The sequence below is a fragment of the Bacteroides sp. MSSM.1001136sp1_RTP21357st2_D2_RTP21359_211015 genome (assembly GCF_040913205.1).
GTDB classification, from domain to species: Bacteria; Bacteroidota; Bacteroidia; order Bacteroidales; family Bacteroidaceae; genus Bacteroides; species Bacteroides ovatus.
This window is the reverse complement of sequence record NZ_JBDFVF010000033.1, coordinates 1-22,227: the sequence shown is the minus strand read 5'-3', so window position 1 is coordinate 22,227 and position 22,227 is coordinate 1. Positions and strand designations below refer to the sequence as shown.

The 22,227-nt window shown below is 44.6% G+C and carries 12 protein-coding genes; 5 read left to right on the top strand and 7 right to left on the bottom strand.

The genetic code is table 11. The features are described 5' to 3' along the window. Positions 1-194: 194 nt before the first annotated feature. The 5 genes from AB5217_RS19075 to AB5217_RS19055 all read left to right on the top strand — a co-directional run bounded on the left by AB5217_RS19075 (position 195) and on the right by AB5217_RS19055 (position 13,805). Positions 195-1,676 (top strand): cellulase family glycosylhydrolase, encoded by a 1,482-nt coding sequence (locus tag AB5217_RS19075; protein WP_050486365.1) that lies wholly within the window; start codon positions 195-197, stop codon positions 1,674-1,676. Between the two features lie 245 nt (positions 1,677-1,921). Further along, on the top strand, positions 1,922-5,971 hold the full coding sequence (locus AB5217_RS19070) for a two-component regulator propeller domain-containing protein (protein ID WP_032844329.1): 4,050 nt from the start codon (positions 1,922-1,924) through the stop codon (positions 5,969-5,971). 143 nt (positions 5,972-6,114) lie between these two features. Beyond that, positions 6,115-8,979 (top strand): alpha-xylosidase BoGH31A, encoded by a 2,865-nt coding sequence (locus AB5217_RS19065; RefSeq protein WP_185968687.1) that lies wholly within the window; start codon positions 6,115-6,117, stop codon positions 8,977-8,979. A 19-nt stretch (positions 8,980-8,998) separates the two neighbouring features. Continuing rightward, positions 8,999-11,554, top strand: coding sequence for a beta-galactosidase BoGH2A (locus tag AB5217_RS19060; RefSeq protein WP_080706875.1), 2,556 nt, complete (start codon positions 8,999-9,001; stop codon positions 11,552-11,554). A gap of 22 nt (positions 11,555-11,576) precedes the next feature. Beyond that, positions 11,577-13,805, top strand: coding sequence for a glycoside hydrolase family 3 C-terminal domain-containing protein (locus AB5217_RS19055; RefSeq protein WP_080706876.1), 2,229 nt, complete (start codon positions 11,577-11,579; stop codon positions 13,803-13,805). A gap of 155 nt (positions 13,806-13,960) precedes the next feature. On the opposite strand, the gene AB5217_RS19050 is transcribed toward AB5217_RS19055, so the two are convergent. From AB5217_RS19050 to AB5217_RS19020, 7 genes are all read right to left on the bottom strand, one after another. Further along, positions 13,961-15,538 (bottom strand): S41 family peptidase, encoded by a 1,578-nt coding sequence (locus AB5217_RS19050; protein WP_032844343.1) that lies wholly within the window; start codon positions 15,536-15,538, stop codon positions 13,961-13,963. A gap of 37 nt (positions 15,539-15,575) precedes the next feature. After that, positions 15,576-16,034, bottom strand: a complete 459-nt coding sequence (gene coaD, locus AB5217_RS19045; RefSeq protein WP_032844330.1) for a pantetheine-phosphate adenylyltransferase — start codon at positions 16,032-16,034, stop codon at positions 15,576-15,578. Beyond that, positions 16,031-17,908 (bottom strand): DNA topoisomerase IV subunit B, encoded by a 1,878-nt coding sequence (locus tag AB5217_RS19040; protein ID WP_004302623.1) that lies wholly within the window; start codon positions 17,906-17,908, stop codon positions 16,031-16,033. Before AB5217_RS19040 ends, coaD begins: the two co-directional genes overlap by 4 nt. 9 nt (positions 17,909-17,917) lie before the next feature. Next, entirely contained in the window at positions 17,918-19,054 is a 1,137-nt protein-coding gene (locus AB5217_RS19035) for a GNAT family N-acetyltransferase (RefSeq protein ID WP_004298422.1), read from the bottom strand. Positions 19,055-19,231: 177 nt separating this feature from the next. Continuing rightward, positions 19,232-21,151 (bottom strand): sialate O-acetylesterase, encoded by a 1,920-nt coding sequence (locus tag AB5217_RS19030; RefSeq protein WP_032844331.1) that lies wholly within the window; start codon positions 21,149-21,151, stop codon positions 19,232-19,234. An 18-nt stretch (positions 21,152-21,169) separates the two neighbouring features. Continuing rightward, positions 21,170-21,949 (bottom strand): DUF5040 domain-containing protein, encoded by a 780-nt coding sequence (locus AB5217_RS19025; RefSeq protein ID WP_032844332.1) that lies wholly within the window; start codon positions 21,947-21,949, stop codon positions 21,170-21,172. Positions 21,950-21,952: 3 nt separating this feature from the next. Then, positions 21,953-22,227 (bottom strand): alpha-L-rhamnosidase C-terminal domain-containing protein (locus AB5217_RS19020; protein WP_368117378.1); only part of this gene is annotated, 275 nt, incomplete at its 5' end.

Below are 22,227 nucleotides of genomic sequence, written 5' to 3'. Positions count from 1 at the left end.
ATCTACACAAAAATAATACATATTTCCCTTTCTTGCAAGCTGAAATGACTCCGGAATGTGCGGATGTCTGCCATAGATTACTTTTTGATCCCGATAGAAAACAAATGATACCCTTTCGAGCAACATCTGATAACCTGATTCTCGTTGCTTTTCATTACTTTTGGCATCAAAGATTAACCATAAGTTTAAGTAAGATGATGAATACCATTAAACGTTTCAATTTTGTTGCTGTATTTCCAGCATTCTTTTTCTTTTGTATGATTATCGCATGTTCCGATGATGAAAGAAATCCGATCACTCCTGCTGTACATATTGTCGCCGGTACGGTCGATGTTCCCGTGGAAGGTCAGGGGGAAATCTTGTTGCTTACTGCCGATGCAGCCGTTACCGTTAGTAGTGACGCTTCTTGGTGTGTAATCTCGGAAAAGGCGGAAAAAGGTATAAGCTATTATGCTACGATGGCTGCCAATGTCGAAACCACACCGCGCGAAGCGAAAGTCACTATCAAGAGCGACAACATTGCGTTGGGACGGGTATTGGTTAAACAGAAACCCAAAACTGCCGGAGAACCGGAGATTCCGTCGGGTTCCATGGAAAGCGATGCCAAAACCTTGGCGGCAAAGATTTATGCCGGTGTCAATATCGGTAATACGTTGGAGGCTACCGGAGGTGAGACTGCCTGGGGAAATCCGCGGATAAGTGAGGCCTACATCAAGGGATTGAAAGCTTTGGGCTTCAACGCCGTGCGCATTCCTTGTGCTTGGAATTCTCATCTCTCCAATGAAACGACGAATCAGATAGATGCCGCATGGCTGAACCGTGTCAGTGAAGTGGTAGGTTATTGCGTGGCAAACAATATGTATGCTATTCTTAATATCCACTGGGACGGTGGTTGGTTGGAAGATCATATCTTGGGCGGTTACAGCGAGGCGCTGAATACCAAACAGAAAACCCTATGGACGCAGATTGCTACCAAGTTGAATGACTACGATGAACACCTGCTCTTTGCCGGAAGCAACGAGTTGGGCATGAACGAAACCAGCAGTACGAATAACGAATTTAAGAATGCCGAAGACATTCGCACCATCATGAAATACGAACAGGCATTTGTGGACGCCGTCCGTGCCACCGGTGGGAACAACGCCACCCGCTGCCTGATAGTACAGGCTCCGGCCACTAGAATAAGCGATGCCGTGGCAGGAGTCTATGCCATGCCGACGGATGTGGTGGAGAGTCGTTTGATGGTGGAATTTCACTTCTACGACCCGTATAACTTCTGCCTGATGGAGAATGACGCCGACTGGGGCAAGATATTCTGGTACTGGGGCAAGGACAATATCGTGGCCGGATCGGAACACAACGCCACGTGGGGCGAAGAGGAGTATGTGAAAGAACAGTTTGCTAAGATAAAGACGTATTTTGTGGACAAGGGCTATCCTGCTGTGTTGGGCGAGTACAGTGCCATGAAGCGCACCGTAAGCGAGAATCAGGAGATGCACGACAAGAGCCGTGCCTACTGGAATGAGGTGGTCACCCGGGAAGCGAAAGCCCACGGTTGTCTGCCCTTCTACTGGGAGACGGGCGGTGACATCGACCGTACTACAGGGACAGCGAAAGAAGATTATGCCATTGAGGGTATCATGAAGGGAGCCGCAGCCGGTAATTATCCTTTCTGATGGTGAAATAAGCAACAGCATAAGGTATTTTAATAAGTTTTTGAATGTGAGGCTTTAGAGATATAAGCTTATTGAATATTTTTGATTGGTTTCGGAGAAGCTTTCTGCAAGGGATATGCTTCTCCTTGTTCCTTTGTGTTTATGGAATAAATCAAGGAGCACACGATAAAAGCTTCGGCTTTTCTTGTTTTTCTGTGAGCTTTTTGGTTTTTTTGCAATAAAATGAGACTTTTATCTCTAATAATATGAAAGAAATACTACTGTTTATTTTGTGTGTCTGGCCGATATGCTTTAGGGTTTTTCCACACGATTATATGTTCAAGCATCTGGAAGTAAAGGACGGCCTTTCCAATAATCAGGTTAATGCTATCTATAAGGATTCACGCGGATTCATGTGGTTTGGAACGGCGTCCGGACTGAATCGTTATGACGGTTACGACATCCGTGTATACCGTAGCCAGAAGGATGACGAAACATCTTTGCTGGACAATTACATTGAAGACATTCAGGAAGATGCGGCCGGAAATCTGTGGCTGCGTACGGGAGCGGGCTATACCATTTATCGTTCAGATTCCGACACTTTCGACCGCAATATGGAAAATTGGATGGAGAATATCGGCATAGACGGGGAGCTTTCGGCTATCTATATTGATCGGGAAATGTCTTTTTGGATTAAAGTCCCGGGAAAAGGAATCTATTGTTTTGAGGAAGGAAAGAGAAGTGCCGCAATGGTTAGGGGAAGTGATACCTTACTGTCAAATGCGGATGTCTCCGATATAGCGGAATGCAGCGAAGGCATCTTGTTGGCTCTCTATAACGGAACTTTGGCTTGCCTGGATAAGGAGAAGCTGGAAGTGAAATGGGTTACTGAAGATATTGCCCGCCATTGGGAAAAGGAAAAGGAGGAAGTGTTTACTTTATTTGTAGACCATGATGAACGTATATGGATGTATGGTGTTGAAGGCATGTGGATCTACCATCTTTCTCGCAAAACGTGGGAGACCTGTTCCGGCGGAAACGGAAATTATAGCAGTATCGTGCGTGCCGTCTCGCAAGATAACTATGGCAATATCTGGATAGGGCGGGATCAGGATGGCATTGAGGTGCTGGGAAAGGACGGGAAGGTTCTTCGGCTGATGAACGATCCCAATGATGACCGCACGCTCTCGAACAATACGGTGACTGCGCTCTATACCGATGCGGCCGGTACGCTATGGGCGGGAACATACAAGAAAGGTGTATCGTATTATAATGAAAGCAGTTTCAAGTTTGGTTTTGCCGATGTAGGCGATATCAATTGCGTGGAAGACGGGCCGGGAAACATTGTCTGGTTGGGGACAAACGACTGCGGATTGATTCGTTGGAATATGCTGACGGATGAGCGGAAAGTATTTTTGCATACGGCAGATTCCCGTTCCATTTCGAGTAATGTGATTGTATGTCTTTTGCGCGACAGCAAGGAGCGTTTGTGGGCAGGTACTTTCTGGGGAGGTCTGAACTGCTACGACGGAAACCGTTTTGTGCATTACCGTGCCGACGAGAGAGGTGGCAATTCGTTGATATATGACAATGTGTGGGCATTGGCCGAAGATGCTGAAGGCAATATCTGGATCGGTACCTTAGGCAAGGGGCTGCAGTGTCTGAATCCTGAAACGGGAACTTTTACGACCTATACCACCGGAAATTCTGATCTGGTATCCGATTATATATTCTCTCTTTGTATTGGGCGCGATCATATGCTGTATGTGGGTACGACAGCGGGCCTGGCTGTCATGGATCTGAACATGCGGACGATTACAAACGTCACCGGCACCAAGTCCGGTAAGGCGCTTTTTTCCCATTTGATTATCAACCAGGTTTATGAAGACAGTCGCGGGCTGCTTTGGCTGGCCACGCGTGAGGGGCTCAATGTTTACGATCTGAAGCGGGACGAACTGTACGAGGTTCCCATCAAGACAGATTTTTCAAAGTTGCCGATATTGGGTATTACGGAAGGTGACAATAAAGACATGTGGGTAAGTACAGGAGGCGAACTGATAAATGTGGTCTTGCAGGTGGACAGCAAGACGGAGCAACCTGTTTTTCACTGCTATGCCTATAACGACAAGGATGGGTTGCAGAGCTGTGATTTCAACCAGCGTTCGCTCAAGCGTTTGCATACAGGAGAAATCGTGGTAGGCGGGCTGTATGGATTAAACCGTTTCTATCCCGACAATATAAAGTACAACCGCACTTTTCCCAAAGTAATGTTTACCGGATTCCAGCTCTTCAATGAGGATGTAAGGGTGGGCGGAGAATATGCGGGCCGCGTGATATTGAAGAAAGCCCTGAATGAGGTGGAAGAAATCGTTTTGGATTATAAGCAGAATGTATTTACGGTATTCTTCGCTTCGGACAATTATGTGTTACCCGAAAAGACCGGTTACTTCTATAAACTGGAAGGGTTTAATGACGACTGGCTGGCGAGTACGGCTGATATGCACCGTGTGACGTATACCAATCTGGCTCCCGGCACGTATACGCTCAGGGTGAGGGCTGTCAATAGCGATGGCTATAAAGGGATTGATGAAGCCTGCTTGAAGATAGTGATTCTTCCTCCTTTCTGGATGACTCCGTGGGCTTACGTTCTTTACGTGCTTTTGCTTGCCGGAATTATCTTGTTTGTATTCTATTCCGTGCGGCGTAGAGAGCGGAATAAGTTCAAGATACGCCAGATCGAAGAGGATGCAAAGAAGAAAGATGAATTGAACCAGATGAAATTCCGCTTCTTTACGAATGTCAGTCATGAGCTGCGCACACCGCTCACGCTGATTATATCCCCTTTGGAGGGTATGATGAAGGAAATGACAGATGAGAAACTGCAGAATAAGTTACAGTTGATGCACCGTAATGCCGTGCGATTGTTGAACCTGGTCAATCAGCTACTCGATTTCCGCAAGAACGAGATGTCGGGTATGCACCTGTCTTTATCCGAAGGGGACATCGTGGCGTTTGTACGCAATATTTGTGCTTCTTTCCTGATGCTTTCCGAGAAGAAGCATGTGAATCTGACATTCTATGCTGGCATGAAGTCCCTGAATATGTTGTTTGATGAAGATAAGATAGGTAAGACTGTGATGAACCTTTTGTCCAATGCTTTCAAGTTTACTCCGGAAGGAGGACGGGTGGATGTGGCTTTGGAGATGCAGCAGGAAAAACCGGACAGGTTGTTGATAAAGGTTTCAGATACGGGCATCGGCATCAAGAATGAAGACAAGGAACGGATTTTTGAACGGTTTTATCAGGTGGAACAGGAGGGATCGGATCATCATCAGTCTACGGGAAGCGGTATTGGCTTGAGTTTGGTGCGTGATTTTGTAATGTTGCATGGAGGATCGGTACGGGTGGTGGATAATGTCGGTTCGGGCAGCGTATTTTTGGTCGAACTGCCTGTCAAGCACTGCAAACGTGAAGAACTGTTGTCTAGCATGGAGGAGGAAGAAATCTCTTTGGATGAACTTCCGGACGAGGAAGAAGACGGAAACAAAAGGGAAAAGCCAGTGGCGCTGATTGTGGATGACAACGGGGACTTAATTGAGTTCATGAAAGAAAGTCTGAGCTTGTATTTCCGGGTGCAGTCGGCTTCCAACGGCCGGGAGGCTTGGTCGATGATACCAGACCTGATGCCGGATATCATCGTCAGTGACGTGATGATGCCCGAAATGGATGGTAACGAGTTGTGTCACTTGGTGAAGACGGATAATCGTACCAGTGTCATCCCGGTGATATTGCTTACAGCCAAGCAGGCTGTGGAAGACAAAGTGGAGGGACTGACCATCGGTGCGGACGACTACATGACGAAACCTTTCATGGTGGAGATATTGATACTGCGTATGCGAAAACTGATAGAACTGAGTGGTAGAAACCGGACTGACAAGATAAAGACGCGTATTGACCCCGAGCCGAGCGAGATTGCCATTACTTCCATGGACGAGAAATTGGTGGAGAACGCCATCAAGTATGTGGAGGAAAACATCGCCCGGTGTGATTTGTCGGTGAAGGAGTTGAGTAATGAACTGGGTATGAGTAGGGTACATCTTTATAAAAAACTATTACAGATAACGGGTAAGACTCCTATCGAATTTATTCGTGTTATCCGCCTGAAGCGGGCGGCGCAATTATTGCGTGAAAGCCAGCGGAATGTGTCGGAGATAGCCTATCAGTGTGGCTTCAATAATCCTAAATATTTCAGCCGTTATTTCAAGGATGAATTTGGTGTTTTACCCTCCGTTTACCAGGAAAAAGAAGGGAAATAACAAATGATACCTCTGAAAAAAACATATCGTCCGGTCACTGTTTAAAAGTTCCCCTTCTATAAAACATTAGAAGGGGAACTTTTCATTTATAGTACTTACTTTTGCGATATGAGAAAATATATTGTTGAACCCTAAAGGTAGGTATGATTATGAATATGAAAAACATTTTCTATTGCCTGTTGCCGGGACTTCTTTTTGGAGCATGTTCCAATAAGGTCTACGAGAAGACAGGTGATAGTGTGATAGTCAAAGTACAACACAAAGAAACAGGAGGTCCCCGTTTGGTTCGCCTTCAGGTGATGGGAGATAAGTTAATTCACGTTTCTGCCACTGCCGACAGCAAGTTTGCCGATCCGCAAAGTCTGATTGTTGTCCCGCAGAAAAAACAAACATCTTTTGCCGTCGTGCAGAATGGCGATACGATTACAGTGTCTACTGAAGAAGTGAAAGCATCCGTACTGGCTAGTACCGGAGAGGTGTGGTTTACGGATAAAAACGGAGAGTTAATCCTGCAGGAAAATAAGGGAGGAGGAAAGACGTTTACTCCGATAGAAGTGGAAGGAACGAAAGGATATACGGTCTGTCAGGTTTTTGAATCTCCCGAAGATGAAGCGTTTTACGGATTAGGTCAGCATCAGGCGGATGAATTTAATTATAAGGGTAAGAACGAGGAACTGTTCCAGTACAATACGAAAGTTTCTGTTCCATTTGTTGTTTCGAATAAAAACTATGGTATACTGCTGGATAGTTATTCCTTCTGTCGTTTCGGTAATCCGAATGATTACTCCCAGTTGAATCGTATCTTTAAACTTTATGATAAGACAGGCCAGGAAGGGGCGCTAACCGGTACTTATGTGCCGAAAAAAGGAGAAACTCTGGTCCGCCGGGAAGACTCCATCTATTTCGAGAATCTGAAAACGATTGAGAATCTTCCGAAGAAACTGCCGTTAATGGGGGCTAAAGTCACTTATGAAGGAGAGATAGAACCTGCTCAAACGGGAGAGTTCAAGTTTATTCTTTATTATGCGGGATATGTTAAGGTCTATTTGAACAATGAGCCGGTAGTGCCGGAACGTTGGCGGACTGCATGGAATCCTAATAGTTATAAGTTTGCTGCTCATTTGGAAGCAGGAAAGCGTGTGCCGTTGAAAATCGAGTGGCAGCCTGATGGCGGGCAGTCTTATTGCGGACTGCGTGCATTGACACCTGTTAATCCGGAAGAACAGGGGAAACAGTCGTGGTGGAGTGAAATGACCAAGCAGCTCGATTATTATTTTATGGCTGGTGAGGATATGGACGACGTGATTAGCGGTTATCGTTCGCTGACCGGAAAGTCTCCCGTTATGCCGAAATGGGCAATGGGTTTCTGGCAAAGTCGTGAGAAGTATAATACACAGGAGGAAATGTTGGGAGCACTGAAAGGTTTCCGTGATCGTAAAATTCCGGTGGATAATATCGTACTGGATTGGAATCATTGGCCGGAGAATGCCTGGGGAAGTCATGAGTTTGATAAAGCTCGTTTTCCGGACCCGAAAGCAATGGTTGATTCCATCCATGCTATGCATGCCCGTATGATGATCTCGGTATGGCCTAAGTTTTATGTTACTACCGAACATTTCAAGGAGTTCGACGAGAATGGGTGGATGTATCAGCAGTCTGTTAAAGATAGTTTGAAAGATTGGGTAGGTCCCGGTTACCATTATGGTTTTTATGATGCGTATGATCCCGATGCACGGAAACTGTTCTGGAAACAGATGTATGAGCACTATTATCCGTTGGGTATCGATGCCTGGTGGATGGATGCCAGCGAACCGAATGTACGTGACTGTACTGACTTGGAATATCGGAAAGCTTTGTGCGGACCTACAGCGTTGGGTTCCTCTACGGAATTTTTCAATGCGTATGCACTGATGAATGCAGAAGGCATTTATGACGGTCAGCGCGGAGTAGATAATAACAAACGGGTGTTCTTATTAACCCGTTCGGGATTTGCCGGATTACAGCGTTATTCCACGGCTACATGGAGTGGGGATATCGGTACACGTTGGGAGGACATGAAGGCACAGATTTCTGCCGGATTGAATTTTGCCATGAGTGGAATACCTTACTGGACAATGGATATTGGCGGTTTTTGTGTAGAGAATCGTTATGTGGCCGGACAGAAACAATGGAACGCGACAAAGACGGAAAATGCTGATTATAAAGAATGGCGTGAGCTGAATACCCGCTGGTATCAATTCGGTGCGTTTGTTCCTTTATATCGTGCACACGGACAATACCCTTTCCGTGAAATATGGGAGATTGCGCCGGAAGGGCATCCTGCTTATCAGTCGGTTGTATATTATACTAAGTTACGTTATAATATGATGCCGTATATTTATTCGCTGGCAGGTATGACTTGGTTTGATGATTATACAATCATGCGTCCCTTGGTAATGGATTTCACAGCGGATGCTGAAGTGAATGATATTGGTGACCAGTTTATGTTCGGTCCTTCGTTTATGGTATCTCCGGTTTATCGCTATGGTGACCGCAGTCGTGAAATTTATTTCCCTCAAGCAGAGGGCTGGTATGATTTCTATTCCGGCAAATTCCAGGCTGGAGGAGAGAGAAAAGTAATAGAAGCTCCTTATGAGCGTATTCCGTTGTATGTGCGTGCAGGCGCTATCATTCCGTTCGGAGATGATATTCAGTATACGGATGAAAAACCGGCGGAGCACATCCGTTTGTATATTTATCAGGGAGCGGATGGGGAGTTTACGTTATACGAAGATGAAGGTGTGAATTATAACTATGAACAAGGGATGTATGCCATGATACCGATGAAGTATGATGAGGCTACCAAGACTTTAGTGATTGGTGAGCGTCAGGGGGAGTTCCCGGGTATGCTGAAGGAGCGTACTTTCACGGTAGTTACGGTGAATAAGGAGAAAGCCCAACCGTTTGATTTGAACGCGAAAGGGGGGACTGTGAAGTATAATGGCAGCGAGCAGACATTGAAACTGTAAGCTGAATGATAATCCGTTGATGATGATTGGTAAACTAAAATATTTGATGCTGGGGGGCTGCCTTATACTGGGGAGCTGCTTGGCATTGGGAGGCTGTCTGATGTTATTAGGAGCATGTAGCAGTTCTCCCCTTGTATCTCCGCGGGAGCGATCCGACTTTAATGCAGACTGGCGTTTTCATTTGGGAGACGGGCTGCAAGCGGCACAACCTGGTTTTGCCGACAATGACTGGCGTGTACTGGATTTGCCCCACGACTGGGCGATTGAAGGAGACTTCAGTCAGGAAAATCCTTCCGGTACAGGAGGAGGGGCACTTCCGGGAGGAGTCGGTTGGTATCGCAAAACCTTTAGTGTAGACAAAGCGGATGCAGGAAAGATATTTCGCATTGAGTTTGACGGAGTATATATGAACTCGGAGGTATTTATCAATGGTGTTTCATTGGGAGTACGTCCTTATGGATATATTAGTTTCAGCTATGACCTGACTCCTTATCTGAAATGGGATGAACCGAATGTGCTGGCTGTACGTGTGGATAATGCGGAGCAACCTAATTCACGGTGGTATTCAGGTTGTGGCATTTACCGGAATGTGTGGCTAAGCAAGACCGGCCCAATACATGTGGGTGGATGGGGAACGTATGTCACAACCTCGTCAGTTGACGAAAAACAGGCTGTACTGAATCTCGCTACTACCCTTGTGAATGAAAGTGATACGAACGAAAATGTTACTGTCTGTTCTTCCTTGCAGGATGCTGAAGGCAGAGAAGTTGCTGAAACCCGGTCGAGCGGGAAAGCGGAAGCCGGTAAGGAAGTTGTTTTTACCCAGCAACTGACTGTAAAGCAACCTCAACTGTGGGATATTGATACTCCTTATCTGTATACACTGGTTACCAAAGTGATGCGAAACGAAGAATGTATGGATAGGTATACTACTCCTGTTGGTATTCGCACATTTAGTTTTGATGCCCGGAAAGGATTCACGTTGAATGGCAGGCAGACAAAAATTAATGGTGTGTGTATGCATCATGACCTGGGCTGTTTGGGAGCGGCAGTCAACACACGTGCCATTGAACGGCAATTGCAAATTCTGAAAGAAATGGGGTGTAACGGCATACGTTGTTCCCATAATCCTCCCGCACCCGAACTGCTTGATCTTTGTGACCGTATGGGATTTATCGTGATGGATGAGGCTTTTGATATGTGGCGGAAGAAAAAAACGGCACATGATTATGCCCGTTACTTCAATGAATGGCACGAGCGCGATTTGAATGACTTTATTTTGCGTGACCGTAATCATCCTTCTGTCTTTATGTGGAGTATCGGTAATGAAGTCCTCGAACAATGGAGTGATGCCAAAGCGGATACGTTGAGTCTGGAAGAGGCCAATCTGATCTTAAATTTCGGACATTCTTCTGAAATGTTAGCCAAAGAAGGAGAGGAGAGTGTCAACTCTTTGCTGACGAAAAAACTGGTAAGCTTTGTAAAAGGGCTTGATCCTGCCCGTCCTATCACTGCCGGATGCAATGAACCGAATTCCGGCAATCATTTATTCCGTTCCGGCGTACTGGATGTGATTGGCTATAATTATCATAACAAGGATATTCCCAATGTTCCGGCTAATTTCCCGGACAAGCCGTTTATCATTACTGAAAGCAATTCAGCGTTGATGACTCGCGGATATTACCGTATGCCCAGCGACCGGATGTTTATCTGGCCCGAGCGTTGGGACAAATCCTTTGCCGATTCCACATTTGCCTGTTCATCTTATGAAAACTGTCATGTGCCTTGGGGAAACACTCATGAGGAAAGCTTGAAATTAGTCAGGGACAACGACTTTATCAGCGGGCAATATGTATGGACGGGATTTGATTATATCGGGGAACCGACTCCTTATGGATGGCCTGCGCGTAGTTCGTACTTTGGTATTGTAGATCTGGCTGGTTTCCCGAAAGATGTCTACTATTTGTATCAGTCGGAATGGACGGATAAGCAGGTGTTGCACCTTTTCCCGCACTGGAACTGGACTCCGGGACAGGAGATTGATATGTGGTGCTACTATAATCAGGCTGATGAAGTGGAACTGTTTGTGAATGGAAAGTCGCAAGGAGTGAAGCGTAAAGACCTTGATAATCTGCATGTAGCTTGGCGTGTGAAGTTTGAACCGGGAACGGTGAAGGTCATTGCACGAGAGAGTGGTAAGGTAGTGGCGGAAAAGGAAATCTGCACAGCCGGAAAACCCGCAGAGATTCGTCTGACTCCTGATCGTTCTATTCTGACTGCTGATGGAAAAGATTTGTGTTTTGTCACTGTGGAGGTGTTGGATGAGAAAGGAAATCTTTGCCCTGATGCTGACAATCTAGTGAATTTCACAGTACAAGGTAATGGCTTTATCGCAGGGGTAGACAACGGAAACCCGGTATCGATGGAACGCTTTAAGGATGAAAAGAGGAAAGCATTTTATGGAAAATGCCTTGTTGTCATTCAGAACGATGGAAAACCGGGAAAAGCAAAGCTGACGGCTACTTCAGAGGGACTTCGGCAAGCTGTACTAAAGATTTCGGCAGAGGAATTGTAAACTGTAAATGATTATTGGAATAATGAAGACATTTTTATTGACTATATGTTTCCTGTCTGTTCAGACAGGTATGGTGGCGATTGCTCAAGACAAAGAACAAACACCGGTGTATCTGGATGATACACAACCGATAGAGGTTAGGGTACAGGATGCGTTGAACCGTATGACTGTGGAGGAGAAAACTCGTCTTAGTTATGCACAAGGGAAGTTTAGCTCCCCTGGCTGTCCCCGTTTGGGTATTCCTGAACTTTGGATGAGTGACGGACCTCACGGCGTACGTGCCGAAATTAACTGGAATGATTGGGGATATGCCGGATGGACGAACGATAGTTGCACAGCCTTTCCTGCACTGACCTGTCTGGCAGCTAGCTGGAATCCGCTATTAGCAGCGAAATATGGATATGCTATCGGTGAAGAAGCCCGTTATCGTGAAAAGGATGTTTTGCTGGGACCGGGTGTGAATATCTATCGTACTCCGCTCAACGGGCGTAACTTTGAATATATGGGGGAAGACCCTTATTTAGCCTCGGAGCTTTGTGTACCTTATATTCAGGGAGTGCAGAAGAATGGAGTAGCCGCCTGCGTAAAACATTACGCACTGAACAATCAGGAATTATGGCGGGGACATATCGATGTGCAGCTAAGTGACCGTGCATTGTATGAGATATATCTGCCTGCCTTTAAGGCTGCTGTGGAAAGAGGGAAGGCTTGGTCTATTATGGGAGCGTACAATAAGGTGCGCGGAACCCATGCTACTCATCATAAACTGCTGAATAATGATATATTGAAGGGAGAATGGAATTTCGACGGTTGTGTCATAACAGATTGGGGAGCTGCGCATGATACCTATGAAGCTGCCATGTATGGCTTGGATATTGAAATGGGATCTTATACGAATGGTTTGACTTCGGAATCGGAATTTGGTTTTGATGATTATTATTTGGGTAAGTCTTATTTGAAAATGGTTCGCGAAGGTAAGATTCCGATGGAGGTAGTGAATGATAAGGCCGCACGTGTGTTACGTCTGATTTTCCGTACAGCGATGAATCGCCGGAAACCGTTCGGTGCACTGACCAGCGAAGAGCACTATCGTACAGCTTATGAGGTTGCAACAGAGGGCATTGTCTTGTTGAAAAATGGGACAGGTAAGAAACAGCCTGCATTATTACCTATTCCCCAAGGAAAATATAAACGTATTTTGGTTGTGGGAGATAATGCTACCCGTAATTTGATGTTAGGCGGCGGCTCTTCGGAGTTGAAAGTTCAGAGGGTAGTTTCACCATTGGATGGTATAAAAGCGAAGTTTGGTGAGAATGTGGTTTATGCACAAGGCTATACAAGCGGTCGCCCGATGTATGGCCGGGCGGATGTTATTCCACAGACAACTGTAGATTCTTTACGTAATGACGCGGTGAAAAAAGCAATGAATGCGGACTTGGTGATCTTTGTCGGAGGACTGAATAAGAATCATTTTCAGGATTGTGAGGGGGGTGACCGTCTGTCGTATGGACTTCCTTTTGGACAGAATGAATTGATAGAAGCTCTGTTGAAAGTAAATAAAAATCTGGTAGCAGTGATTGTTAGTGGAAATGCAGTGGAAATGCCTTGGGTGAAGGAGATTCCTTCTATTGTCCAATCATGGTATTTAGGTTCTGTTGGTGGAGAGGCGCTGGCTGATGTGTTGAGTGGAGAGGTGACTCCCAGTGGTAAACTACCTTTTTCTTATCCGGTGAAATTGAAGGATTGTCCGGCACATTTCTTTGGAGAAATCAGTTATCCGGGCGATAGCATCCGCCAGGAATATAAAGAAGATATTTTGGTTGGTTATCGCTGGTATGATACGAAGAAGATTCGACCGCTCTTTCCTTTTGGCTATGGTATGAGTTATACCGCTTTCGAATATAGTAAGCCTGCAGTATCGGCTAAAACAATGAATGCTGATGGCAGTATTGATCTTACTGTAAAAATTAAGAATACAGGAGAAATGGTAGGGAAAGAGATCGTTCAGTTATATATTGGTGACGAAGAGTGTAGTGTTCTTCGCCCGGTAAAAGAGTTGAAGGACTTTCGGAAAGTACAGCTTCTTCCGAATGAAGAAAAAGAAGTGAAGTTTACGATCAAACCGGAAGCATTGCAATTCTTTGATGATAAACAGCATACTTGGGTGGCAGAACCTGGTAAATTTAAGGCATACATTGCCGCTTCTTCTTCTGATATTCGCGGTACGGTGACATTCGAGTATACCCAATGATGAAGTTAACAGGTTAATACACCGTGTTTAGTGGACATATAGATACAGCGCGGTGGATATATATACTCACCATTGTGTATCTATATGTCCACTACGATAAGTATATATGTCCACCGAACTGAAGGACGATGTCTTATGATTGTTTATTGAATACCCTATTTTAGTTTCTTCTGATACTCGTCCGAATTCAGTATTTCCAAAGCTTTTTGTATACTTTCATTCGTGGTATTCATTACCCGGAAATATTCGTTCATATCCCAAAGGTCACGGGCTATCAGTGCTTTGAGCTGGGTTTTGATAAGAGGAAGTGATTTCTGATATTGTTCTTCATTGAACTTCACCCCTTCTTTCTCTCCGATTTCCTTTAAAGTGGCGAGCATATCATCATTGACTACGAACTTCTCATCAAATGATTCGAACTTCTTGTATTTGTTTGCCAACTCTTCCCGGTGTCCTTCAATAAACTGCATGGTGAATTTAATCACAGCTCCTTTAGCTACCAGATTACGGTGATAATCCGTATAAAGAGTCGTGTCGATAGGCACGAAATAATCCGGCATGATGCCACCTCCACCATAAACGGTACGTCCGAGTTTCTTGGTTTGTACTTTCAGTGAATCCGGGAAATGGATGCTGTCGGCATTCATCAGTTCACCGTGGTTGAAACGCTCTATCAGGTCTTTATTGTAATCGACAGTGCTGTCGTATGGTTTCTGAATCGAGCGCCCTGATGGAGTATAATAACGGGCGATGGTTAAACGAATCATGGAACCATCCGGCAAATCGATAGGACGTTGCACCAAGCCTTTGCCGAAAGAACGGCGGCCTACAATAATTCCTCTGTCCCAATCCTGTACCGCACCGCTGACAATTTCGCTGGCGGAAGCTGTATACTCGTCTACCAATATGATGAGGCGGCCATTACGGAAGTCTCCGTTACCTTTGGCATAGAAATCACTACGCTTGGCAGTCCGGCCTTCGGTATATACGATTAGCTCCTTTTGTCCCAGGAATTCGTTAGCAAGGTCAATGGCTGCATTGAGATAACCACCTCCGTTTCCTTGCAGGTCAAGAATCATATCTTTCATACCTTGCTTTTGGAGATCCTTCATTGCTTTCTTGAACTCTTCAGCAGTTGTTGCTCCGAAGCGGTTGATGCGGATATAACCCGTTTTAGGTTGAATCATATAAGAGGCGTCGAGGCTAAGGATAGGTATCTTATCTCTCTTTACTGTAAACAATAAAGGGTCCTTTACGCCGCGACGAACAATTGTCAGATTGACTTTCGAACCTTTCGGGCCACGAAGACGCTTCATTATATCTTCCGTACTCATTTTCACTCCGGCAATAGCGCTGTCGTTCACGGCAATGATACGGTCACCGGCAAGGATACCGACTTTCTCGGAAGGTCCGTTGCTGACAGGCTGTACCACCAACAGGGTGTCTTCTATCATCTGGAATTGTACTCCGATACCCTCGAAGTTACCTTGGAGCGGTTCGTTCATCTTCTTCACTTCCTCTGCATCCGAGTAAGTAGAGTGCGGATCAAGTTGTGCCAGCATCTTGATGATGGCTTCTTCTACCAACTTGTCTTCATCTACTTTGTCCACATAGAAATTGGAGATTGCAAACTCTGCCATTTGTAGCTTTCGCATGGCTTCGGAACCGAAGTTCTGGGCTTGTGCGGCAACTGCCCACAAGCAAACGGATAGTATAATCGTTAGTTTCTTCATCATCTTTTCTGACTCACCGCCTATTCCCTAACGAGTGTTATTCACTCATTTTCATTCCTTTGGGAATAAACAGGCTGATATCTTTATTATAGGTTAATAACTCGCGTACAATTGTAGAGCTGACGCAAGTCAGTTCCGGTTCTGTGAAGAGCAGGATGGTTTCAATCCCTGCCAGTTTGCGGTTAATGTCTGCAATGGTCTCTTCGTACTCGAAATCCTTCACCGTACGGATACCGCGGACAATGAACCTGGCCTCTACTTCCTGCGCAAAATCAATTGTCAGACAGTCGTAGGACATCACCTGGATACGAGGTTCGTCTTTATAAAGTTCCCGAATCATTTCTTCTCTTTTCTCAATGGGGAAGTAGGTATTCTTGTTCTCATTGATACCGATTCCTATCACAATTTCGTCCATAAAGGTAAGTGCACGTTCCACTACCGAGTAATGTCCGATGGTGAAAGGGTCGAAAGTACCCGGGAATATTGCTTTTCTCATGATGCCAAGTCTTCTTCTATAACCAGATTGTCTATAATAAAGTTCTGTCGTTCCATGGTATTTTTGCCCATGTAGAATTCGAGTAGTTCTTTTACCGCGTCCGTTTTGCGCAGTGTCACCTGCTCCAGACGCATATCTTTACCGATGAAATGTTTGAACTCATCCGGTGAGATTTCTCCCAAACCTTTAAATCGGGTGATCTCCGGATTCGGTCCTAGTTCATTAATGGCATTGATACGTTCTTCCTCGCTGTAGCAGTAATTTGTCTTTTTCTTGTTGCGTACACGGAACAAAGGCGTTTGCAGGATATATACGTGCCCTTTCTTGATGAGATCAGGGAAGAATTGCAGGAAGAAAGTAATCAGCAACAGGCGGATGTGCATACCGTCCACATCGGCATCGGTTGCTACGATTACTTTGTTGTAGCGTAATCCTTCAATACCATCTTCTATATTCAGGGCTGCTTGAAGCAGGTTGAATTCCTCGTTCTCGTAAACCACTTTTTTGGTCAGTCCGAAAGAGTTCAATGGTTTACCACGGAGACTGAATACAGCTTGGGTGTTGACATCACGACTTTTGGTGATGGAACCGCTTGCAGAGTCTCCCTCGGTGATAAAGATGCAGGAGTCTTCCTCCAGTCCTTTGCCTTTCGGATCGTTGAGGTGTATGCGGCAGTCACGTAGTTTGCGGTTGTGTAGGTTGGCTTTCTTGGCACGTTCACGGGCAAGTTTCGTTACCCCTGCAATGGCTTTACGCTCCTTTTCAGATTCTTGTATCTTTTGTTGAATTGCTTCGGCTATGTCCGCATTCTTGTGCAGGAAGTTGTCCACTTCCTGTTTGATAAAGTCGCCTACATACTTATTGACCGTTACGCCACCGGGAACCATATTGGTAGAACCCAGTTTAGTTTTCGTCTGACTTTCGAAGATCGGTTCTTCCACATTGACGGCAATGGCGGCAACCAATCCGTTACGGATATCGGTGTAGTCCATGTTCTTGTTGAAGAACTCTTTGATGGTACGGGCAATGTGTTCTTTGAAGGCACTTTGATGTGTACCACCTTGGGTAGTATGCTGACCGTTGACGAAAGAATAATATTCTTCTCCGTATTGTCCGGTATGTGTGAAGGCGATTTCGATGTCTTCCCCTTTCAGGTGGATGATCGGGTAAAGCCCGGTTGCCGTCATGTTGTCGTTCAAAAGGTCTACCAGACCGTTGCGCGACAAGATACGGTGTCCGTTATAGATGATAGCAAGCCCCGTATTGAGATACGTGTAGTTACGTAGCATTGTCTCAATAAATTCGGGCTTGAAACAGTAATTCAGGAATAGTGTATTATCCGGTTCGAAGAAGATGTAAGTTCCGTTTTCTTCTTCGGTATTCTTCGTCTCATCGGTCAGTAAGTTTCCTTTTGAGAAAGTGGCGATACGCACTTTGCCGTCGCGGTAACTGCGTACCTCGAAACGGGAGCTTAAAGCGTTGACGGCTTTCACACCGACACCATTCAGTCCGACACTTTTCTTAAATGCCTTGCTGTCGTATTTACCACCGGTATTCAGCATGCTGACAGCCTCGATGAGTTTTCCCTGTGGGATGCCTCGTCCGTAGTCGCGTACACTGACACGAAGGTTTTCTTCAACGGTAATCTCGATTTTCTTACCGGCTTGCATTTTGAACTCGTCAATACTGTTGTCAATTACTTCTTTCAGGAGGACATAGATTCCATCTTCGGCATGTGCACCGTCGCCCAGCCTTCCGATATACATACCGGGGCGTGTGCGTACATGTTCCATGTCACTCAAGTGGCGGATGTTGTCGTCAGTGTACTCTACTGCATTGTTGTTGTCTACAGGTATCAATTCGTTCTCTTCCATAGCTGTTTTTTATTTTATCTCTTTGATGAACGCACGGCGGCGCTTATGTTGTTGAGTCTCAAAGTAATCCCATTGTGCCTGAACTTTTCCATTCAGTTCCAGTTCGGGGTTGCTTTCCGCAAAGATAAAACCTAATTTTTGATAAACTGGAATTAAATCGGAAAATAACAAAGCGTTAACACCTTTATTTTGATATTCCGGTTTCACTGCAACGAGTAGCAGATCAAGCATTTTGGCACGACGTTTCATGAATAATGCCTTTAACAGATAGAACCATCCGAGCGGCAACAGACGTCCGTTTGATTTCTGTAAAGCTTCAGCGAGAGATGGCATAGAGATACCTACACAGACTAGTTCATCATTGGCATCAGTAATCAGTGTAACCATCCGTAAGTCAAGGATTGGCAGATACATTTTCACGTATTGGTCGATTTGCCGCTGTGTCAGCGGAGAATAACCATAAAGTGGACTATATGCTTCGTTCATCAGTTCGAAAATCTTCTGTCCATAGTCTTTGGCTATCTTTCTTCCGGAAGTATATTTCTTTATCTTAAGGTTGTATTTTCGTTGGATCAGTTCGGAGATACGCTTATGTTTGTCGGGAATAGCATCCGGTATGTAGATTTTGTATTCCACCCAGTCGGCATCTTTCTCGAAGCCTAGTTTTTCCATGTGTACCGGATAGTACGGGTAGTTGTAGATAGTGGCCATGGTGCTAAGCTGGTCGAATCCTTCGATCAGCATTCCTTCCGCATCGAAATCAGTAAATCCGAGAGGACCGGCAATATGAGTCATACCCCGTTCTTTTCCCCATTCTTCCACTGTTTTGATAAGTGCGGATGATACTTCGGGATCGTCGATGAAGTCTATCCATCCGAAACGAACGTTTTTACATTCCCACTTCTTGTTCGCCTGGTTATTGATAATTGCAGCTACACGTCCTACTATTTTATCGTCCCGATATGCGAGGAAATAATCAGCTTCACAGAATTCGAATGCTGCATTTTTCTTCTTGTTGAAGGTGTTGAGCATGTCGTCATAGAGGTCAGGCACAGAGTAAGGGTTGCCCTTGTACATTCTGTAATTGAAACGGATAAATTTCTTAAGTTCTCTCTTTGTGGAGACTTTCTTGATTGTAATAGCCATATCTCGTATTTATGATTTGAGGAAGCAAAGATACGTGATAATCTTTAAATTACAACGCGCCGGAAAGAGAAAATATAGTCTCTGGACGATTAGGGAGTGGACTGTAAATATGAAAAATACCGGAAATGATGATCATACATTCATTGCCGGTATTCTTTTTCTGTTTTTGTAGGCCGTTTATTGGCTGATGTGTCCTTCGAAAGGCGAGGCAGGCAAACCGGCTGCGTTGTATAAGTTAGCATCATCGGGATTATCTCCCCAAGCATATCGTACAGAGACCGGTTGCTGTATTTCCTTATTCCATACTATTACTTTATTGTTTTCGATTTTAGCCTGTGCCCATTGGTATTTTCCATCTGCGCCGGCAATGGCGAATCCTGATAAATAGCCATATTTATTACGAGCTACTAGTTGCTCGTCACAAGCGTTAAAGGTGACCTCCAGTGCATCTCCGATTCTTTTTACCGACTGGAATATCGGGCCGGTGCAAACAATAGAGTTATATCCGTAATCATTGTGGAGAGCATGCAAAGCAAGTCGTTTACCTACATCTTGTTTGTTGCGGGGATGTATGTCATTTTCTTCACCGATGTCTATAATGACGGCCTGTCCTGTATGTGGTAAGGCCAGTGTCTTCGACTGTGTATCCCGCAGGTTTGCCCAATGACTTTCAGAGGGCTGCTTGGCCGGAGACATGAAGTTTGCTAATTGAACCCAATAAAATGGGAATTCGTTATTCCATCTACTTCTCCAGTCTGTAATTAAAGCCGGAAATAAATCAATGTATTCGTTGGCGCGGGCGGCATTGTTTTCTCCCTGATACCAGATTACCCCTTTCATCCCCAAACCTACCAGTGGATGAATCATTGCGTTGAACAGCAAAGAAGGAAAAGCGTTAGGACCATATTCTACATAATCATATTGTGCACTCGATACTGCAACTTTATACTTCCAATTATCACACAAAGGGAAAATTCGGTTGTTGACTTTCAGGTATACTTCATCTTTAGGACCATATAGACCGCCTCCTCCACGATAGTCGGATATTTTAATAGTGATGGTATTCTGTTCCTTTAATACTTCTGCCGGGATCTTGTATAGACGTTTCAGGTCATATCCTACCGTTCGTCCTACTTCATGTCCGTTAACCCAGGTAATGTCATCGTCATCGATAGTACCGAGACTCAATTCTGCATCCTGTCCTAAACAGTTGACCGGTATGGAAAACTGATAAGTAAACCATACAACTCCATCTATACCGGATAATTCCTCATTTGACCATAATGACGGAACAATATGTTCCTTCCAGTTTTCTGTAGAGGTGTTTTCTAAATACCATTTCTCTTTTTCTCCCGGTTCGTTTATGATGGCTTGTTCGAATTCCTTTTTGACTTTGTCACTGTGTTTGATGTATTCTTCGAATTCAGAAGAGCGCATACGGGCTAATGATTTTTCATATTTCGGAAAATGCTCTATCACTTCCATGCTCATCCAGGTTTCGATGTCCGTACCACCCCATGAGGAGTTGATGAATCCGATAGGAATATTGAGTTTTTGGTATAATTCACGTGCAAAGAAATAGCCGACAGCTGAAAAATCAGAAGCGGAGGCGGGTGAACATACTTCCCATTTACCTTTTAAGTTGGTTTTAGGAGTGTGCCCCATTTCTTGAATTACGTTGAATGAACGGATTTGAGGGTAATTGGCAGCTGCGACTTCTTCGGTAGCATGATTAGCGCTACGCAGACGAAACTCCATATTTGACTGTCCGCTACAGATCCATACTTCACCGATTAAAATATCTGTAAATGATAAAGTCTGCTTGGGGCTTTTCATATTTAGAGTATACGGTCCACCGGCTTGCATAGGGGGCAGGCTGACTGACCATTTCCCATTTTTATCGGTTCGGGTACTCTTTTGAGCATTTCCTAATGTTACGCTAATTCGCTCGCCGGCACTGGCTGTGCCCCATATATTGATTGGCTTCTCACGTTGCAGCACCATGTGGTCTGAAAAGAAAGAAGGTACGGAAAGCTGTGCCATCATTTGTGATAGGACAAATAGCAAGCAAACTGTTAATGATAGAAGTTTTTTCATCCGATGAGTATTTGGTGATTATTCATTGATATATTCTTTGGGAAGCAATATCTTACGAAGCGTATCGGCAAAGATTGCAGCCATGCGCTGTTGAATAAATGAATGTTCTCCATGTGGCGGATGCCATCCAAATACTTCTCCATGAGTCTTTTGTGAATCCCCAGTGTAAATTAGGCTATATTGTTTTCCTGTAACCGGATGTTTCTGTTTTTTGGAGAATCCGATGTATCTGTCGAATTCTACTACTGGGAATCCCCATTTTTCTGCCAGTTTTCGGACCGAAGTGTTGAATATAGGACGACTGTCATGCCAATGAGTACATAAGACAATAGAAACAGGTTTCCCATAAGGAGTGTTGTAATATCTGGATTTTGGATTGAATTTCTGGTTATAACAGTCTGATATGTAGCGCTTGATGACATAATCATAGCAAACGGCATAGTCGGAAGCATCAAAAGGAGTTTTATAATCCTTGTAGTTCTCTTTTAAGTTTGCTTCGTTATATACGTCTTTTTCATGTACTTGCATCAAGACAAATACATCAATGTTATCGAATTCTTCCGGGGTATAGAGAGTGCCGTCCAGCATTTTATTTGCAGTGTGAGCAATAGATTCTGCACTTACAGCCCGATTGATGGGGATGGCGTGAAGGGCACGACATCCCATTTCAAACCACTTATTGTTAGGTTCGGCAAAAGATGCTCCGGATAATAAAATGGTATAAGTGTCTTTATTTTGGGCTATTCCTGCTAAAGCGAGCAGGCAAATGAATGTGAATAAGGTGATTCTTTTGTACATAAGTTATCGTTGATTGATTAATTGGTGAATAAAATCAAGTTCAAGTGAATGTTTTCCGGCTTGTAAAGTTATAGATTTTTGGGGTTCTGGCATTGTAAAAGGAACAAATGTTGCAGAAGTGCCTGCCGGAATATCGATTGTATAACGGATGCAGTCATTAGTTTGACGAACCCAGTTGATATTTAACCAGCCATAGGGAGTATTATAGCGTATGGTAAGTTCATTCATGTCTGCCGGAAAGAAAGGTTTTAGCAAAATATGCTTGAATCCGGGATGTT

Excerpts from the sequence above, each read along its gene's own strand:
- AB5217_RS19065 (WP_185968687.1), top strand. The coding sequence starts at position 6,115 with ATGATTATGAATATGAAAAACATTTTCTATTGCCTGTTGCCGGGACTT.
- AB5217_RS19030 (WP_032844331.1), bottom strand. The coding sequence starts at position 21,151 with ATGAAAAAACTTCTATCATTAACAGTTTGCTTGCTATTTGTCCTATCA.
- AB5217_RS19060 (WP_080706875.1), top strand. The coding sequence starts at position 8,999 with ATGATGATTGGTAAACTAAAATATTTGATGCTGGGGGGCTGCCTTATA.
- AB5217_RS19035 (WP_004298422.1), bottom strand. The coding sequence starts at position 19,054 with ATGGCTATTACAATCAAGAAAGTCTCCACAAAGAGAGAACTTAAGAAA.
- AB5217_RS19070 (WP_032844329.1), top strand. The coding sequence starts at position 1,922 with ATGAAAGAAATACTACTGTTTATTTTGTGTGTCTGGCCGATATGCTTT.
- AB5217_RS19025 (WP_032844332.1), bottom strand. The coding sequence starts at position 21,949 with ATGTACAAAAGAATCACCTTATTCACATTCATTTGCCTGCTCGCTTTA.
- coaD (WP_032844330.1), bottom strand. The coding sequence starts at position 16,034 with ATGAGAAAAGCAATATTCCCGGGTACTTTCGACCCTTTCACCATCGGA.
- AB5217_RS19075 (WP_050486365.1), top strand. The coding sequence starts at position 195 with ATGATGAATACCATTAAACGTTTCAATTTTGTTGCTGTATTTCCAGCA.
- AB5217_RS19055 (WP_080706876.1), top strand. The coding sequence starts at position 11,577 with ATGAAGACATTTTTATTGACTATATGTTTCCTGTCTGTTCAGACAGGT.
- AB5217_RS19050 (WP_032844343.1), bottom strand. The coding sequence starts at position 15,538 with ATGAAGAAACTAACGATTATACTATCCGTTTGCTTGTGGGCAGTTGCC.
- AB5217_RS19040 (WP_004302623.1), bottom strand. The coding sequence starts at position 17,908 with ATGGAAGAGAACGAATTGATACCTGTAGACAACAACAATGCAGTAGAG.